This is a genomic window from Yoonia rosea, from assembly GCF_900156505.1.
GTDB lineage: Bacteria > Pseudomonadota > Alphaproteobacteria > Rhodobacterales > Rhodobacteraceae > Yoonia > Yoonia rosea.
Map to the genome: position 1 here is coordinate 442,521 of NZ_FTPR01000002.1, position 14,577 is coordinate 457,097.

Sequence of the window (14,577 nt, forward strand, 5' to 3'; positions counted from 1 at the left end):
AAATCACATCCCTAGCAAAGCTGTATTACATCATCTATGTTGATAAAACTCTTGCAAATGGATGATAAAATGACAGTGACACCCGATCCAAAGCGCCGCATCGTCTCATCGCGTCACCTAGCCGAAGGGGAAGGCTGGGAAGCGTCCGAGGTCGAGTATGGCATGATTATCGCCTATAATGCGTTCTCGCGCTGGATGACGCGCTGCATGTCGGCGGCGGGGAATACCGATCTGACGCCGCTGGAAATTCTGGTTTTGCACAATACCAATCACCGTGGGCGGGACAAAAGGCTGACGGATATCTGTTTTCTGCTCAACATCGAAGACACACATACTGTCAACTATGCTTTGCGCAAATTGATGAAGATGGAGCTTCTGTCGTCAGAAAAACGTGGCAAGGAAGTGTTCTACCGCACCTCTCCACAGGGTGCGGAACTCTGCGAGGCTTACCGCCAAGTGCGGACGCGCTGCTTCCTTGATGGGCTGGCGCATCTGGACATGACGGGGGATCAGATGCGTGCGATGGCCGCCAGCCTGCGTGCCCTGTCGGGGCAGTATGATCAGGCCAGTCGGGCGGCAGCCTCGCTCTAATTCCCCATCATGTTTGGCAGAACGGTCACGATCTGCGGAAAGACCGTGATCAAGACCACGCCAAGCAAGAGCAGTAAGAAGAACGGGAACGCCGCTTTGGCAATACGCAGGATGTCGATCCCCGTCAGGCCTTGGATCACGAAGAGGTTAAAGCCGACGGGTGGTGTGATCTGGCTCATTTCCACAACGATCACGAGATAGATCCCGAACCAAAGCGGGTCGATGCCGACGGCCGTGACCATTGGCATAATGATCGACGTGGTCAGTACGATGACCGAAATACCGTCAAGAAAGCAGCCCAAGACAATGAAGAACAGGGTCAGCGCCACCAGCAATGCTGTGACCGACAGGTTCATATCTGAAATCCACGCTGCCAGATTGCGTGGCAACCCTGTGAAACCCATAGATACGGATAGGAACGCCGCCCCCAAGAGGATCAGCGCGATCATGCAAGAGGTGCGGGTGGCCGACATCACCGCCGCACCGAACAAGGCCCAGCTGAATGACCCGGACGCCCAAGCAAGGATCGTCGCCAGCACCACGCCCAACGCGGCAGCGTCCGTCGGCGAGGCAAGCCCGCCATAGATCGCGCCGATCACGCCACCAATCAACAGGGCGACGGGGACCAAACGCCGTGACGCCATAATCTTTTCCTTGAAGGAAAACGTCTCATCAATGGGCGGGATCAGGTTGGGGTTCATCCATGCGCGCACCGCGACATAGCCCGCAAAAAGGCCGATCAGCATAAAGCCCGGCAGGATGCCTGCCACGAACAGGCGGGCGATGGATTGCTCGGTTGCCACGCCATAGACGATCAGGATGATTGAGGGCGGGATCAACAGGCCCAGCGTCGCGGACCCCGCAAGCGTGCCAAGGATCAGACTTTCGGGATAGCCGCGTTTGGTCAGTTCGGGCACGGACATGCGCCCGATCGTTGCCGCCGTGGCGGCGGACGATCCTGAAACTGCTGCAAAGATTGCACAGCCGAAGACATTCACATGCAGCAACCGCCCCGGTGCACGCGCAAGCCACGGGACAAGGCCGGTGAACATGTCGTCGCTCATCCGCGAGCGGAGCAGGATTTCCCCCATCAGGATGAACAGTGGCAAGGCGGTCAATGCCCAGCTATGCGAATGGCCCCAGAATGTTGAGGCAATAATCAGTCCCGACGGAGCATTCGAAAACAGCACCAGCCCCGCAAGACCGACAAGCGACAGTGACAGCGCGACCCAAACACCGCTGGCAAGAAGGGCAATTAGAAGACCGAGAAGTGTGAGGCCGATAAAGGGATCTGACATGGCTTAGACCTCATCCGGAGTAGAGAGAACGGGCGCGCGGGTGCGGACCAGATCAGCAAGCGTGTGAAGGACTGCGATCCAGAGCAAGACAACACCGAACGCAGCGACGCTTTGCGGAATCCAGAGCGGGATGGGGATAATACCTGTGGAGACATCGCCATAGTGCAGGCTTTCCAGCACCAGTGCGATCATAAACCAGGCAAGGTAGCCAATCAGCAGAATGGATATCAGCAGGACAAACCCCTCGAACCACAGTTGTATCGACGGGGGGAACCGGCCGACGACAAGGTTCACGCGGATATGGCCACCTGCACGCAGGGTATGGGCCAAGGCCAGAAAGGTTGCACCTGCCAGCATGTAACCCGAGAAATCAGCGTAAGACGGGATCGTTGATGGCAGCGTCCCGGGGCTCAGCCGGCCAAAACCGTTCAAAATGATCTGCGCACTGATTAAAATGCAGATGCAAAGGATCAGGACCCCCGCGATTGCACCGCAGATGTCGTAAAGACGTTGTAAAGCTCGATCCATCTAACCGCCCTGCTCGAAAACCCTGAAATGAAATTGGCCGGCGGTAAGGTCCCGCCGGCCAGTCTAATTGCTTAGTTCTGGTAGGCTTCCAGGATCGCCTTCGCGCTGTCTGATGCGTTGGCATTCCAGTTGTCCAGCATCGTCGCGCCAATCGCCTGCAGCCCCTCGGTCAGTTCTGCGCTTGGCTCATACACGATAATTCCGTTGTCGGCCAAAGCGGCTGTCATGCTTGTCGCTTCTTCCTGAGACATCTCCCAACCGCGGGTTTGCGCGGTTGCAGCAGCTGCCATAACAGCGGCCTGCGTCTCTGCGTCGAGGCCATCAAACATGCGCTGGTTCACGACGACAATGTTCTTCGGCACCCATGCGTTGATCGGGGAATAATGCGTTACAAAATCCCATGCGGTCGAGTTTACACCTGTTGAGGGTGACGTGATCATCGCCGCAACCTGACCCGTGGCAAAGGCTTGTGGGATGTCGGATGCTTCGATCTGGACAGGCGCTGCACCTGCAAGGGTCGCAAATTCTTCAAGTGCGGCGTTATACGCACGGAAACGCAGCCCATTGAGATCTTCCACGCCTGCGATTTCCCCGTTTGTATAGAGCCCTTGTGGTGGCCACGGCACAGAGAACAGCGGCATCAGGCCTTGCTCGGCCAGCAGTTCGGTGATGACAGGGCGCTGGGCTTCCCACAGGGTGGCCGCGTCCTCATAGCTGGTTGCGACAAAGGGTTGGCTGTCGATACCGAAGGCCAGATCTTCATTCGACAGAGTCGAAAGGAAGAACTCTCCAATTGGTACGGAGCGGTTGCGCACGGCGCTTTTGATTTCCGAGTGCGGAAACAGTGATCCCGCAGAGTGGATCGTGATATCAAGTTCGCCACCTGTCGCTTCACGCAGATCATCAGCAAATTGCATGATGTTCTGGGTGTGGAACGTGGAATCGCCGTAGGGCGTGGGCATATCCCAGCTTTGTGCGGTTGCGGTGGTCGCCATCGCAATGGCGGCAGCGCAGATAACTGTGTGTTTCATTTCAATCTCCAGTGTTGGGCAAAGCGCGTCCGGTTGATCCGAATCTGTTCGCATTCATTACGTTTACAAATTGTCAGTGTTTTTCATGCAAATCAACAAAATTGTGATTTTCAGGATTATCGGCAGTGTCACCTGCACAATAATCATGCAACCAAACAAGTGAATGCCGCCTGCGTTCCGAAAGTATCTCGTCATTCAAGACCGGGTACAGATGGTCCCTCGTGGCGCGTACAGGCCTGAGGTGCCATTTGTTTTCTTCTTGCAAAGACGGTGCTGCATAGTTGTGCGTTGCTTGAGAAACACTCATGTTTGTCAAATGGACATTACGCTGCTGAAAACCTTTCTCGAAGTCGCCGCCACCGGATCTTTTGTCTCCGCGTCCGAGCGTCTTTATGTCACCCAATCCGCCGTCTCCTTGCGTATTCAGCGACTGGAAGATTCGTTGGGCAAGCCGATGTTCACACGCTCCAAGGCTGGTGCCGAGTTGACCAGCGCAGGCCGAGAGTTTGAGCGATATGCCCTTTCCATTATCCGTGTCTGGGAGGAGGCGCGTCAGCAAGTCGCTATTCCAGAGGGGTTTACGCGCAGCCTGACAATTGGTGCGCAATATTCACTCTGGCCGCGTCTTGGATTTCGCTGGATCGACCGGTTGGAGATAGCGGCCCCCGATCTGAATATCCGCGCTGAAATCGGGATGCCTGATCGCCTGACCCGATTTCTGATCGAGGGCATCATGCATGTCGGCCTCCTCTACATGCCGCAAATCAGACCAGGCCTTTCCGCAGAAGAGGTCATGGACGAAGAACTGGTGATGGTTGCGTCATATCCTGATGCAGATATCGAGAACCTTCTGGACTATGTCTTTGTTGATTGGGGCCCCGAGTTTGTCGGGGCGCATGCACTGGCCTTGCCCGCACTCACCAATCCGGGCCTGACGTTTTCGTTAGGCGCTATGGTTGCGGAATATATCGTCAATCGCAAAGCTTCCGCCTATCTGCCCGCGCGCTACGTGAAGAAATACCTTGATAGCGGGCAACTTCACCTCGTCGCGGATGCGCCCCGTTTTCCCTATCCGGTTTGGGCAGTTTGGCGCGATGACCTCGACCCCGAGATTGCCGAGATTGCAAAATCAACATTGGCCCAGGTTGCTGATGGGGCCGAAGCAGACAGTCAGGCAGTACTCGAGCAACTGCGGGCGATCAGCGAAGATAAGACGATCGTGGTACTTGGTGAGAATGAGTAAAAATCGTTTTAAGTATGATTATTTTGAATTTCTCTTAGGTATAGTTTTTCCCTAGATATCCTCTCAGCAAAAGACGCTTCCGCGCCAATGACGGTGCGGGTCACTGACTTGGGAAAGGATAGACCCATGACAAAGAATGTATTTATCGTAGCGGCTGTCACGACAATTCTGGCGACCTCCGTATCAGCACAAAACCTGATCGGTCGTGACACGGTTGCAGGTGATCTGAATGAAGACCTGATCGAAGCCATCGAAGACGACGCAGAGCGTGAACTGGACCGTTTCGGCAACGAAGGCCGCCCACAGGGCTTTACCGGTTCCGTTGCATTGCGCGGTATCGCACAAAGCGGCAACACCGAATCCGTCAATATCGGTATCGGCACTGACATGAACTATGTGTTTGGTCCGAACGGTGTCGAGCTGCAGCTGAACTATGCTTACAGCGACGATGATGACACTGCCTCGGAAGAAAGCCTGTTCTACGGGCTCGAGTACACACGCGACCTGAACCCACAGTTCTTTGGCTTTGCCAAACTGCAAGGGTCTGCTGACAGTGCGACAGATGCACAGTATGAAACCGATACGTTCGCCAGCTTTGGTGCGGGTTACCGCGTCTTTAACGAGGCTGATCGCCAGTGGTCACTTCAGGCTGGCCCAGGCTATCGTTTTGCGGAACTCAATGACATTACCGACGGTGATGTAAGCGAAGCTGCATTCGGCGTGTCCTCTGACTATGCACAAAAGCTGACCGAGACTGTGTTCTTTACCAATGACACGGATATCATCTGGTCAGAATCAGACACAGTTGTCTTCAACGATCTGGCGATGAATGTGTCCATGACCGAAACACTGGCTCTGCGCACAAGCATCCTGACCGAGTTCCACACCGAGCCCGGTACAGCAGAAGATACAGACAATACCTTTGGTGTCTCGCTCGTCTATTCGTTCAACTAAGACCGAAGACCCGACCAAGCGACACAGATGGGGGCGGAGCAATCCGCCCCCAAAGTCGTTTTGGCTTAGTCGATCAGCGCGTTCAATGTCGCCGAGGGGCGCATCGCGGCAGCGGCAAGCGCGTCCGAAGTGTTGTAGTACCCGCCCAGATCAACTGCATGGCCCTGACCTTGCGACAACTCGCTGAGGATCGCCGTTTCGTTTTGGGCCAGTTCCGCTGCAAGAGGCGCGATTTTTGCGGCCAACGCAGCATCAGTCGTTTGCGCGGCCAATGCTTCCGCCCAGTAGCGTGCGAACCAATAGTGGCTGTGGCGGTTGTCGGGTTGGCCCGCTTTACGCTGGGGTGAATGACCCTCGGAGAGCAGTTTTTCTGTCGCGGCATCTACCGCATTGCCCAAGACATTTGCCGCAGCTTTGTTTTGCGCGTTGCCAAGGAAGCGCAGGCTTTCACCCAAGGCGCAGAACTCACCCAGGCTGTCCCAGCGCAGGTGGTTTTCGTTGACCAGTTGCTCGACGTGCTTGGGCGCGGAACCACCAGCGCCGGTTTCGAACAGGCCGCCACCTTGCATCAGTTTCACAACTGACAGCATCTTGGCCGATGTGCCGACCTCAAGGATCGGGAACAGGTCGGTCAGATAATCGCGCAGAACGTTGCCTGTGACGGCAATCGTATCCTTGCCTTGATAGATCAGTTCGAACGACCTTGATGTCGCCTCGCGCGGGGCCATGATTTTTACGGCATCTGTCAAACCCGCCTTGGCCAAGGCGGGTTCCACGTACTTCAGCAATTCAGCATCGTGCGCGCGGTTCCGGTCAAGCCAGAAGATGGTCTCAAACCCTGTCGCCTGCATCCGGTCAATCGCAAGCTGGATCCAGTTTTCAATCGGTGCGCGACGTGCCGAGGCCATGCGCCAGATATCGCCCGCCTCAACCGCATGTGTGTGCAGCACGTCACCATTGCCTGCAATCACACGCATGGTGCCGTCCTGCGGAATTTCGAAAGTCGTGGGGTGAGAGCCGTATTCCTCGGCCTTCTGCGCCATCAGACCGACGTTTTGCACAGTGCCTGCCGTTACCGGATCAAGCGCGCCGTTCTCTTTGCAGAAGTTCACGGATGCCTCATAGACTGGCGCATAAGAGCTATCGGGGATCACACAGTTTGTGTCGGCCTCTGCGCCGTCAGGGCCCCAGCCCTTGCCGCCTGCGCGGATCACCGCAGGCATTGACGCGTCAATAATTACGTCAGAGGGCACATGCAGGTTTGTGATGCCGCGGTCAGAGTTCACCATGTAAAGCGGCGGGCGTTCGGCCAGTACCGCGTCGATTTCGGCCTTGATCTCGGCGCCGTTCGGCATTTGCGCGATTGCATTGAACATCGTGCCAAAGCCCGCATTCGGGCCCACGCCCGCAGCGGCAAAAGCATCGGCATGGCGGTCAAAGACGGGCTGCAAATAGGCGACAACCGCATGGCCAAACAGGATCGGGTCAGAGACCTTCATCATCGTGGCTTTCAGGTGCAATGAGAACAGCGTGCCATCAGCCAGCGTCTTTTCGATCTGCGCGTGATAGAACGCCTTGAGCGCCTTCGCTGACATGAACGTCGCGTCGACAATCGTGCCTGCCGGCATTTTGATGCCGTCTTTCAATGTCGTGACAGTACCATCGGCGGCAGTGTGTTCGATTTTGAGCGGGCCTTCGGCCTGCGCATCGGTCAAGGTGACCGAGGTCTCGTTCGAATAGAAATCATTGGCGGCCATGGTAGACACACAGGTTTTGCTGTCCTTTGACCACGCGCCCATGCGGTGCGGGTTGGCGCGGGCGTATGCCTTTACTGATGACGGCGCACGGCGATCCGAGTTGCCTTCACGCAGGACGGGGTTCACGGCCGAGCCTTTGACGGCGTCATAGCGCTTGCGCGCCTCGACCTCATCGGGGGTCTGCGGGTTTTCGGGGTAATCGGGGATGTCATAGCCTTGGCCCTGCAATTCCTTCACCGCTGCCACAAGCTGTGGGACAGAGGCCGACACGTTGGGCAGTTTGATCACATTGGCGCTTGCGTCTTTCACAACCTCGCCCAGCAAGGCCAGATCGTCCGGCACTTTTTGCGCGTCGGTCAACCGCTCGGGGAATGACGCCAGAATGCGGCCTGCAAGCGAGATATCCTTGGTGCCGATGGTGATATCCGCTTCGCCCAGAAACCTGCGCAGGATCGGCAGCAAAGACGCGGACGCCAGTTGCGGCGCTTCATCGGTTTTCGTGTAAATGATATCGGGAAGGGTCTGGTCTGACATGCGCATATCCTCGTGGTTTGGTCGTGTTGCATAGGCAGGCGGCCTACATGAAAAGAACCGCACGCGTTTGATTCACATCACTAGTGGAACAGACTTCGAAAGGGAATGCATTTTGGTGTACTGTTGTACACAAAGTGAATTATGACCCGACAAACAAGGGAAAACTGACCCCTAGTGCCCATGCGAGCACCAATCCAAGTGCTGTTCCGGATGTTGCGGCTCCCGACCGGCGTGCGACTTGACGCCCCATCGTGCCGAAGACTGCGTAGAAAAGCACAAGTACCGGCGCGATCATGATCAGAAAGAACAGCCCCTCGAAGTCCAACGCGACAGCGATGCCGAGTGATATGAGGAAGGCAAGGCGGACCAGCAGCCTGCGCCAGAACGCTGATTGTGCGCTCAAGACCATATCAGCGAGCATATAGGGCACGGCGCCAAGGGCGAGGACGCCCATAATCCAGATCCGCTGGGGCGTGGGCAGGAAATTTGCGGCATAACGATCCAGCAAGAAACCGAAAAGCGCGCACCACAGCAACAGAAGCGCTAGAGCGCTCCAACCGAAAGGCCCGATCGGATGCCGCCAATGCCAAAGCAGGGCAAGCTGTATTCCCCCAAAGATCAACAGGTGCAGGCCAAGGTAATCGGCCACAAGGACCGGCAAAAAACTGGGTGAAAGCGGTACGGCGATGAGGGGCGTAAGCACCATGGGGGCCAGCAACAAAACCGCCAAATGCTTGCGATCCATCTCTGACACCGCAATCTGTTGCTGCGGCAGGCGCTTGGCAATCGGCCCGAACAACAGGACAATTCCGATCAAAAGCCCCAAAATCGCTGTCCCGGTTGGCAAGATCATGGGCCGTGATTGCCTCCCATAGAAGCCGTCAAGCCACGCGACCGCTTCGGCCCGCCCCGCGCGGCTATGCAGGACCGAGACATGTTCGCTGAACGGCGCAATGACAGCGCGGCGGCGCAGATCACCGGCGGTGACGGTCTCTCCTGTGGTGGCTGCCGGATCAACCATCTGCACGGCCTCTTGCGCAAAGTCGCGCAGGCCTGGCTCCCAGCTTCCGGTGATCAAGAGCAGATCGGGCGGGGTGTTGGCATCAATCACCTGCGAAAACGCCGAAACCAGAACCAGAGGGCCAATATCATCACGCTCTTGCGCAACACGGGCGAGGATATCGGTCGCCATGGAATGCCCCAAGAGCGCAACTGGCACACCGCCCGCATCAATGCTGTCGATGACTGCGCTTGTTTGCGCTACCAACAAACGGGTCGTGCCATCCAACGCGTTCACATCGCCCGACATCGGTTGTTTGTGTCGCCCATGCCCGAGGAATTCAAAGGCGTAGACCTGATACCCTGCCTGAGCGAGTGGCAAAGCATAGCCCTGCATCATCTGCTGCGATCCGGCAAAGCCATGCGCAACCACTACGGAAGGGCCATCCGCGCCTGCGCGCGCATATCTTGTCGCGGGTGTTTCGCCGACTGCGAAATGCGTGATGCTGACACCCTGACGGGCGGTTTCCAGCACGAAAAGCGAAAGGACCACCGCGATGAGGGCCAGAACCGCCTTCATCTTGCGGTGCCGCTAGTCAGCCTGATAGCTGGGAAGCTGCGCCAATGCGGTGCGCAAAGCCTCGCCCCAACTATTTGAAATATGTTGGAAATACGGGTCATCAGCCTCAATCCGCGGGCGTTCTGTCACCTTGAAACTGTCCGCCTCATAGATTTGCAGATCAAGTGGCAGCCCCACTGAAAGGTTCGCCTTGATCGTGCTGTCAAAAGAGACCAGCAAGAGCTTGATTGTATCTTCGAAACTCATGTCCGGATCATAGGCGCGCACCAAAATCGGCTTGCCATATTTGGCTTCACCAATCTGGAAGAACGGGCTGTCTTCGGTAATTTCGATGAAATTGCCCTCTGGATAGATCAGGAACAGCGTGGGCTTGCCACCTTTGATCTGACCACCAAGGATGACCGATGCGCGGAACTTGGTCGAGGCTTCCTGCCCGTCAGGCCCGCTTTCCTCGATGACTTCTTTCAAAGTGGCGCCGACCAAGCGTGCCACCTGGAACATCGTCGGCAGTTCCAGCAAAGTGGGGTTACGTTCCGCTGTCGCCTTTGATCGCTCGTCCAGAAGGCTGACGAGGGCCTGTGTCGTGGCAAGGTTCCCCGCGGTCATCAGGGTGATGACCCGTTCACCGGGCGTGTTCCATGTGAACATTTTGCGGGTGACAGAAAAGTTATCTACACCGGCATTGGTGCGGGTGTCGGACATAAAGACCAGTCCCTTATTCAGGCGAAGCCCAACACAGTATGTCAATTCAGTGGTCCAGTACCGTTAAGAGAAATCCAGCATTCAAATATGCATCTACTGCTGAATTTGAAGCGATACAATCATTGCTTCTGATGCAGACCCCAAACGCACGCCGGTAACCGGGGATGCATCGCGCGAATCCAGACCTGTTGCGATCCTCACATAGCGCTCGTCGGGCGAATAACCGTTGGATACGTCAAAACCGACCCAGCCAAGCTCATCGATATACGCCTCCGCCCATGCATGGCTCGCGTCTTGGTCGATGCGGTCATTCATCATCAGATAACCGCTGACATAGCGTGCTGGCACACCCGCAAGGCGCGCTGCCGATATAAAAATCTGCGCATGATCCTGACAGACACCACCACCGGCCATCAGCGCCTCTTCTGCTGTGGTGCCGGAATAGGTTACGGCTTGGCCGTAAGGTGCCGCCGCGGTGATCGCGTGTGACAACGCGTGCAGCCCATCAAGTACATTGGGCGCTTTTTCCAAAGTCTTCGCCAGCTTGCGGATGCCTTTGCCCGCCTCGGTCCGCCGTGTGCTTTGCTTGAAATGCCACAGCGGCGCGGTGCCGTAGGTCTTGCCAAAAATGCCATCATTCGTATGAGTCTCGACCTCGCCGGACACCTCGACCGTAACTTCGGTAGCACCCTTATCGGCCCGCACCAGAATGGTCTGGTTCTGATAATGGTCCTCGAACGTCAGTTCTTTGGTGCCGCCTGTCACCGCGACCGTCCAGTTATGAACCGTCTGATGGCTGGAATTGACAGGTGTCAACCGCACCTGTTGCAGCCCATAGGACACAGGCGCGTCATAGGTATATTTCGTTGCATGTCTGATACTGAGTCTCATGGTCTGAAAATACCTATCCTACAAAACTGTAGTCTTGTTCGATCTGAAGCCCGATCGCGTTGTTTTCACGGATGAACGAGGTGATGAATTCGTGCAGCCCCTCATCAAAGACCGTTTCAATCGTGCTGGCGCGCAGTCTGTCGCGCTGGGCTTCGATCATGTCATGACATGGCAGGCGACTCCCATAGTCCTTGGCCAGATAGCCTAGGTTTTCATCAAGGATCCGGCTACAGAATGACAGGGACCGCGGAAAGCGGCTGTCGAAAATCAAAAAGTCCGCAATGCTCATCGGTGAGATATCGTCGTTGTTCAGCCACCGGAATGACCGGTAGGCCGACACCGACCGCAGGATCGTTTCCCACTGCACGTTATCAAGGGCAGAGCCGACGAAACTGGCTGATGGCAGCAGCGTATAATACTTTACGTCGATGATCCGCGCGGTGTTATCTGCCCGCTCAATCGCGATACCAAGCTGGGAAAAGTCGAAGATATCATTGCGCAGCATGGTGCCATGTAACGCGCCCCGCACGAGAGCAGTATGGCGGCGGATTTCACCCAGAACTTCTGGCAGTTTTGCCTGTGTGACGGGCAATTTCAACGCCGCCTTCATGGCCATCCAGCTTTCGTTCACGGCCTCCCAGACTTCGGTTGTCAGTGCCGTGCGCACCATCCGCGCGTTGGTGCGCGCGTTGTTGATCGACGACATGACACTTGACGGGTTGTCGGTATCACGCAGCAGGAAATCAATCGCATCCAGTGCGGTATAACCATCATATTTCTGGTCATAGTTCATCCGCACACCGGCGGTTGTCAGAACGGACTTCCACTCTGATTCAGGGTCTGACGATCGCGTCAGGGCAATCCGGAACCCCGCCTCAACCAGTCGTGCGGTATTTTCACTGCGTTCCAGAAAGCGGAACATCCAGTACAGCCCACCTGCGGTTTTTCCAAGCATCGCCTAGTCCTCCAAAACCCAAGTGTCTTTTGTGCCGCCGCCCTGGCTGGAATTCACCACCAGTGATCCGGCTTTCAACGCAACGCGTGTCAAACCACCGGGTGTGATGTTCATGCCGTCAGGCGACACCAGCGCAAAGGGCCGCAGATCGACGTGGCGGGGGGCAAGGCCCTTCTTGGTAAAGATCGGAACGGTCGACAACGACAGTGTCGGCTGCGCGATATAATTGCCGGGAGATCTTCGCAGTTTCGCTGCGAATGCCGCCAATTCCTTCTTTGATGCGGCGGGGCCAACCAGCATGCCGTAACCACCTGATCCGTGCACTTCTTTCACCACCAGATCAGCGAGGTTATCGAGCACGTATTTCAACGCATCAGGTTCGGAACAGCGGAAGGTCTGGACGTTCTTCAGGATCGCCTTTTCACCGGTATAAAACTCGATGATGTCAGGCATGTAGGAATAGATCGCTTTGTCATCGGCAATACCTGTGCCGGGGGCGTTGGCGATAGTGATATTGCCGGCACGGTAGACATCCATGATGCCGGGCACACCCAACATAGAATCCGGGCGGAAGTTCAGCGGATCAAGGTAATCATCGTCAACACGCCGATAGAGCACGTCGATAGTTTTATACCCTTCGGTCGTGCGCATCGCGATATGGCCGTCGACAACGCGCAGATCATGCCCCTCGACCAGTTCCACGCCCATTTGATCGGCAAGGAATGAATGCTCAAAATAAGCCGAGTTATGGATACCCGGCGTCAGGATCGCGACCGTCGGTTTGCCATTGCATCCCGCCGGTGCGCAGGCCGCAAGGGACCGGCGCAGGTTCTTGGGGTAATCGCTGACCGGCTGTACCTTGATCTGGCTGAACAGTTCAGGGAACATTTGCAGCATCGTTTCGCGATTTTCGAGCATGTAAGACACGCCGGACGGGGTGCGCGCGTTGTCTTCCAGCACAAAGAAGTCATCTTCGCCGGTGCGCACGATATCGGTGCCCACAATATGCGTGTAAACATTTCCCGGCGGTGTCACGCCCATCATCTGCGGCAGGAACGCGGCGTTTTTCGCGATCAGGTCAATCGGCACCACACCGGCGCGCAGAATTTCCTGACGGTGGTAGATATCATGCAAAAAGGCGTTCACACCGCGCACGCGCTGTTCGATGCCTTTCGACAGCTTTGTCCATTCGCGGTTCGCGATGATCCGCGGGATCAGATCAAAGGGGATCAGCCGTTCTTGCGCCGCCGCCTGACCGTAAACGTTGAAGGTAATACCCGTCCTGCGAAAGAAGGCTTCTGCCTCTTTCGACTTTTTGGAAAGGCGCGATACGTCTTCATGCGAGAACCACTCTTGATATTCGGCATAAGGGGCGCGCACGCCTGCCTCGCCCAAAAGCATCTCATCAAAGTGCTGTCTATCTGTACTCATGCGATCAACCTAACGTACGTAAAAGGAGTTGCAAGCAGATGACGGGCTCCCTGCTGTTTCATCCGATGAAAGAAACATCAACTGACTGTTTTTTCATCTCCATCCAACCATAGGACGTCATGAACGACACATCAGCCGCGTCACGCCCGACACCGATGCGGACAATCTCGCTTGGGTGGGCCATGCCTGTGGGGTCTACGATGTGCCATGCACCGTCCAGAAACACCTCGGCGACGGCATGGAAATCCTGCGGATCCACAGCCGGCCCATAGGCACTGGCAATCCGCGCTGGGATGCCAGCAGAGCGTGCCATGCCAATCAATACATGCGCGTAATCGCGACAGACGCCGCGCCGCGCCTGAAAGCTATCGGTCGCGGTGGTCAGCGCGTTGCTGGCGCAGATGTCGTAAGTAAAGTTCTCTCTGATCCAGTCGCTCATCTGCGCGATCAGCGCGCCACCCGCGAGTGACCCGAATTGTTCGGGGACAAAGCCAAGGAAAGCTTCGGGAAAGCAATAGCGCGAGGGCATTAGAAACTTGGTCACGTCACTGGGCAATTGCGTGACATCATGGGCCGCAAGATGCGCCAGATCGGATGCAGGGCGCTGCACGCGTACCTTGGCCTCGTAGACGCACTCGAATGCCTGTTCGATCCGCCCCCAGCGACGCAAACCGATGTTCTCTTCGCCCGGAATGATGTTCCAGTAGATTTCTTTATTCGTGGTGAAGTGACTGCTTTCGCAGACCTGCGCGATATCCTGCGCTGCCTCGATCTGAAGCAGCAGGCTACAGGAGGTGGCCGTGGTGTAGCTGAGATGTGTCTTGATGGAGATGAGCACCCTGAGGCCTTTCCTTTCTCGATAACCACCACACCCCGCCATAGACGCGGCGAAGGAGTGCATCCTCAACGCTGCGCCAGAGACAGGAAATAGGGTTTAGATGTTGGTATCGCGGATCAAGGCCTCCCCTTGGCCCCATCGCTTTATCCGGCTGGTATCGTTTTCTATAGCGATGCGCAAATCCCCTTTTACAGATGTAAAACAGGGCCCCGTAGGGCCCTGTGTTTCGTCGTATTTGACAGATC

Annotated in this window: 14 protein-coding genes; 3 read left to right on the forward strand and 11 right to left on the reverse strand. The window is 56.2% G+C overall.

Going from position 1 to position 14,577, the window contains the following annotated elements; all coding sequences use genetic code 11:
- Window positions 1–69: 69 nt before the first annotated feature.
- Window positions 70–591 (forward strand): winged helix DNA-binding protein, encoded by a 522-nt coding sequence (locus tag B0B09_RS13400; protein WP_084190862.1) that lies wholly within the window; start codon window positions 70–72, stop codon window positions 589–591.
- On the opposite strand, the gene B0B09_RS13405 is transcribed toward B0B09_RS13400, so the two are convergent.
- From B0B09_RS13405 to B0B09_RS17795, 4 genes are all read right to left on the reverse strand, one after another.
- The gene (locus B0B09_RS13405; protein ID WP_076660480.1) at window positions 588–1,889 is read right to left on the reverse strand and encodes a TRAP transporter large permease; all 1,302 of its coding nucleotides are present in this window, start codon (window positions 1,887–1,889) and stop codon (window positions 588–590) included. The genes B0B09_RS13400 and B0B09_RS13405 overlap by 4 nt on opposite strands.
- Window positions 1,890–1,892: 3 nt before the next feature.
- Window positions 1,893–2,417: a TRAP transporter small permease gene (locus B0B09_RS13410; protein ID WP_076660481.1), complete on the reverse strand. Its 525-nt coding sequence runs from the start codon at window positions 2,415–2,417 to the stop codon at window positions 1,893–1,895.
- Between the two features lie 71 nt (window positions 2,418–2,488).
- On the reverse strand, window positions 2,489–3,448 hold the full coding sequence (locus tag B0B09_RS13415; protein WP_076660678.1) for a TRAP transporter substrate-binding protein: 960 nt from the start codon (window positions 3,446–3,448) through the stop codon (window positions 2,489–2,491).
- A gap of 73 nt (window positions 3,449–3,521) precedes the next feature.
- The gene (locus B0B09_RS17795) at window positions 3,522–3,755 is read right to left on the reverse strand and encodes a hypothetical protein (protein ID WP_131825029.1); all 234 of its coding nucleotides are present in this window, start codon (window positions 3,753–3,755) and stop codon (window positions 3,522–3,524) included.
- A gap of 9 nt (window positions 3,756–3,764) precedes the next feature.
- Here B0B09_RS17795 and B0B09_RS13420 point away from each other — a divergent pair, with 9 nt between their 5' ends.
- Together B0B09_RS13420 and B0B09_RS13425 are read left to right on the forward strand one after the other, a co-directional pair.
- The gene (locus B0B09_RS13420) at window positions 3,765–4,691 is read left to right on the forward strand and encodes a LysR family transcriptional regulator (protein WP_076660482.1); all 927 of its coding nucleotides are present in this window, start codon (window positions 3,765–3,767) and stop codon (window positions 4,689–4,691) included.
- A gap of 126 nt (window positions 4,692–4,817) precedes the next feature.
- Window positions 4,818–5,645 carry a DUF481 domain-containing protein gene (locus B0B09_RS13425; protein WP_055295442.1) on the forward strand — a complete coding sequence of 276 codons (828 nt, stop codon included), beginning with the start codon at window positions 4,818–4,820 and terminating at the stop codon, window positions 5,643–5,645.
- Window positions 5,646–5,710: 65 nt separating this feature from the next.
- Here B0B09_RS13425 and B0B09_RS13430 read toward each other — a convergent pair whose 3' ends face one another.
- The 7 genes from B0B09_RS13430 to B0B09_RS13460 all read right to left on the reverse strand — a co-directional run bounded on the left by B0B09_RS13430 (window position 5,711) and on the right by B0B09_RS13460 (window position 14,332).
- The gene (locus B0B09_RS13430) at window positions 5,711–7,936 is read right to left on the reverse strand and encodes an NADP-dependent isocitrate dehydrogenase (protein ID WP_076660483.1); all 2,226 of its coding nucleotides are present in this window, start codon (window positions 7,934–7,936) and stop codon (window positions 5,711–5,713) included.
- A 139-nt stretch (window positions 7,937–8,075) separates the two neighbouring features.
- The gene (locus B0B09_RS13435; protein WP_076660484.1) at window positions 8,076–9,515 is read right to left on the reverse strand and encodes an alpha/beta hydrolase; all 1,440 of its coding nucleotides are present in this window, start codon (window positions 9,513–9,515) and stop codon (window positions 8,076–8,078) included.
- Window positions 9,516–9,527: 12 nt separating this feature from the next.
- Window positions 9,528–10,262 carry a proteasome-type protease gene (locus B0B09_RS13440; protein ID WP_055295446.1) on the reverse strand — a complete coding sequence of 245 codons (735 nt, stop codon included), beginning with the start codon at window positions 10,260–10,262 and terminating at the stop codon, window positions 9,528–9,530.
- 48 nt (window positions 10,263–10,310) lie between these two features.
- Entirely contained in the window at window positions 10,311–11,108 is a 798-nt protein-coding gene (locus tag B0B09_RS13445; RefSeq protein ID WP_076660485.1) for a transglutaminase family protein, read from the reverse strand.
- Window positions 11,109–11,121: 13 nt separating this feature from the next.
- Complete coding sequence (locus tag B0B09_RS13450; RefSeq protein ID WP_076660486.1) at window positions 11,122–12,063, reverse strand: alpha-E domain-containing protein; 942 nt, start codon at window positions 12,061–12,063, stop codon at window positions 11,122–11,124.
- Between the two features lie 3 nt (window positions 12,064–12,066).
- Window positions 12,067–13,494, reverse strand: coding sequence for a circularly permuted type 2 ATP-grasp protein (locus B0B09_RS13455; protein ID WP_076660487.1), 1,428 nt, complete (start codon window positions 13,492–13,494; stop codon window positions 12,067–12,069).
- 58 nt (window positions 13,495–13,552) lie between these two features.
- Window positions 13,553–14,332 carry a transglutaminase-like domain-containing protein gene (locus tag B0B09_RS13460; RefSeq protein WP_076660488.1) on the reverse strand — a complete coding sequence of 260 codons (780 nt, stop codon included), beginning with the start codon at window positions 14,330–14,332 and terminating at the stop codon, window positions 13,553–13,555.
- Window positions 14,333–14,577 lie beyond the last annotated feature (245 nt).

Coding starts and splice junctions, on each gene's coding strand:
- B0B09_RS13400 (WP_084190862.1), top strand. CDS start 70: ATGACAGTGACACCCGATCCAAAGCGCCGCATCGTCTCATCGCGTCAC.
- B0B09_RS13405 (WP_076660480.1), bottom strand. CDS start 1,889: ATGTCAGATCCCTTTATCGGCCTCACACTTCTCGGTCTTCTAATTGCC.
- B0B09_RS13410 (WP_076660481.1), bottom strand. CDS start 2,417: ATGGATCGAGCTTTACAACGTCTTTACGACATCTGCGGTGCAATCGCG.
- B0B09_RS13415 (WP_076660678.1), bottom strand. CDS start 3,448: ATGAAACACACAGTTATCTGCGCTGCCGCCATTGCGATGGCGACCACC.
- B0B09_RS17795 (WP_131825029.1), bottom strand. CDS start 3,755: ATGAGTGTTTCTCAAGCAACGCACAACTATGCAGCACCGTCTTTGCAA.
- B0B09_RS13420 (WP_076660482.1), top strand. CDS start 3,765: ATGGACATTACGCTGCTGAAAACCTTTCTCGAAGTCGCCGCCACCGGA.
- B0B09_RS13425 (WP_055295442.1), top strand. CDS start 4,818: ATGACAAAGAATGTATTTATCGTAGCGGCTGTCACGACAATTCTGGCG.
- B0B09_RS13430 (WP_076660483.1), bottom strand. CDS start 7,936: ATGTCAGACCAGACCCTTCCCGATATCATTTACACGAAAACCGATGAA.
- B0B09_RS13435 (WP_076660484.1), bottom strand. CDS start 9,515: ATGAAGGCGGTTCTGGCCCTCATCGCGGTGGTCCTTTCGCTTTTCGTG.
- B0B09_RS13445 (WP_076660485.1), bottom strand. CDS start 11,108: ATGAGACTCAGTATCAGACATGCAACGAAATATACCTATGACGCGCCT.
- B0B09_RS13450 (WP_076660486.1), bottom strand. CDS start 12,063: ATGCTTGGAAAAACCGCAGGTGGGCTGTACTGGATGTTCCGCTTTCTG.
- B0B09_RS13455 (WP_076660487.1), bottom strand. CDS start 13,494: ATGAGTACAGATAGACAGCACTTTGATGAGATGCTTTTGGGCGAGGCA.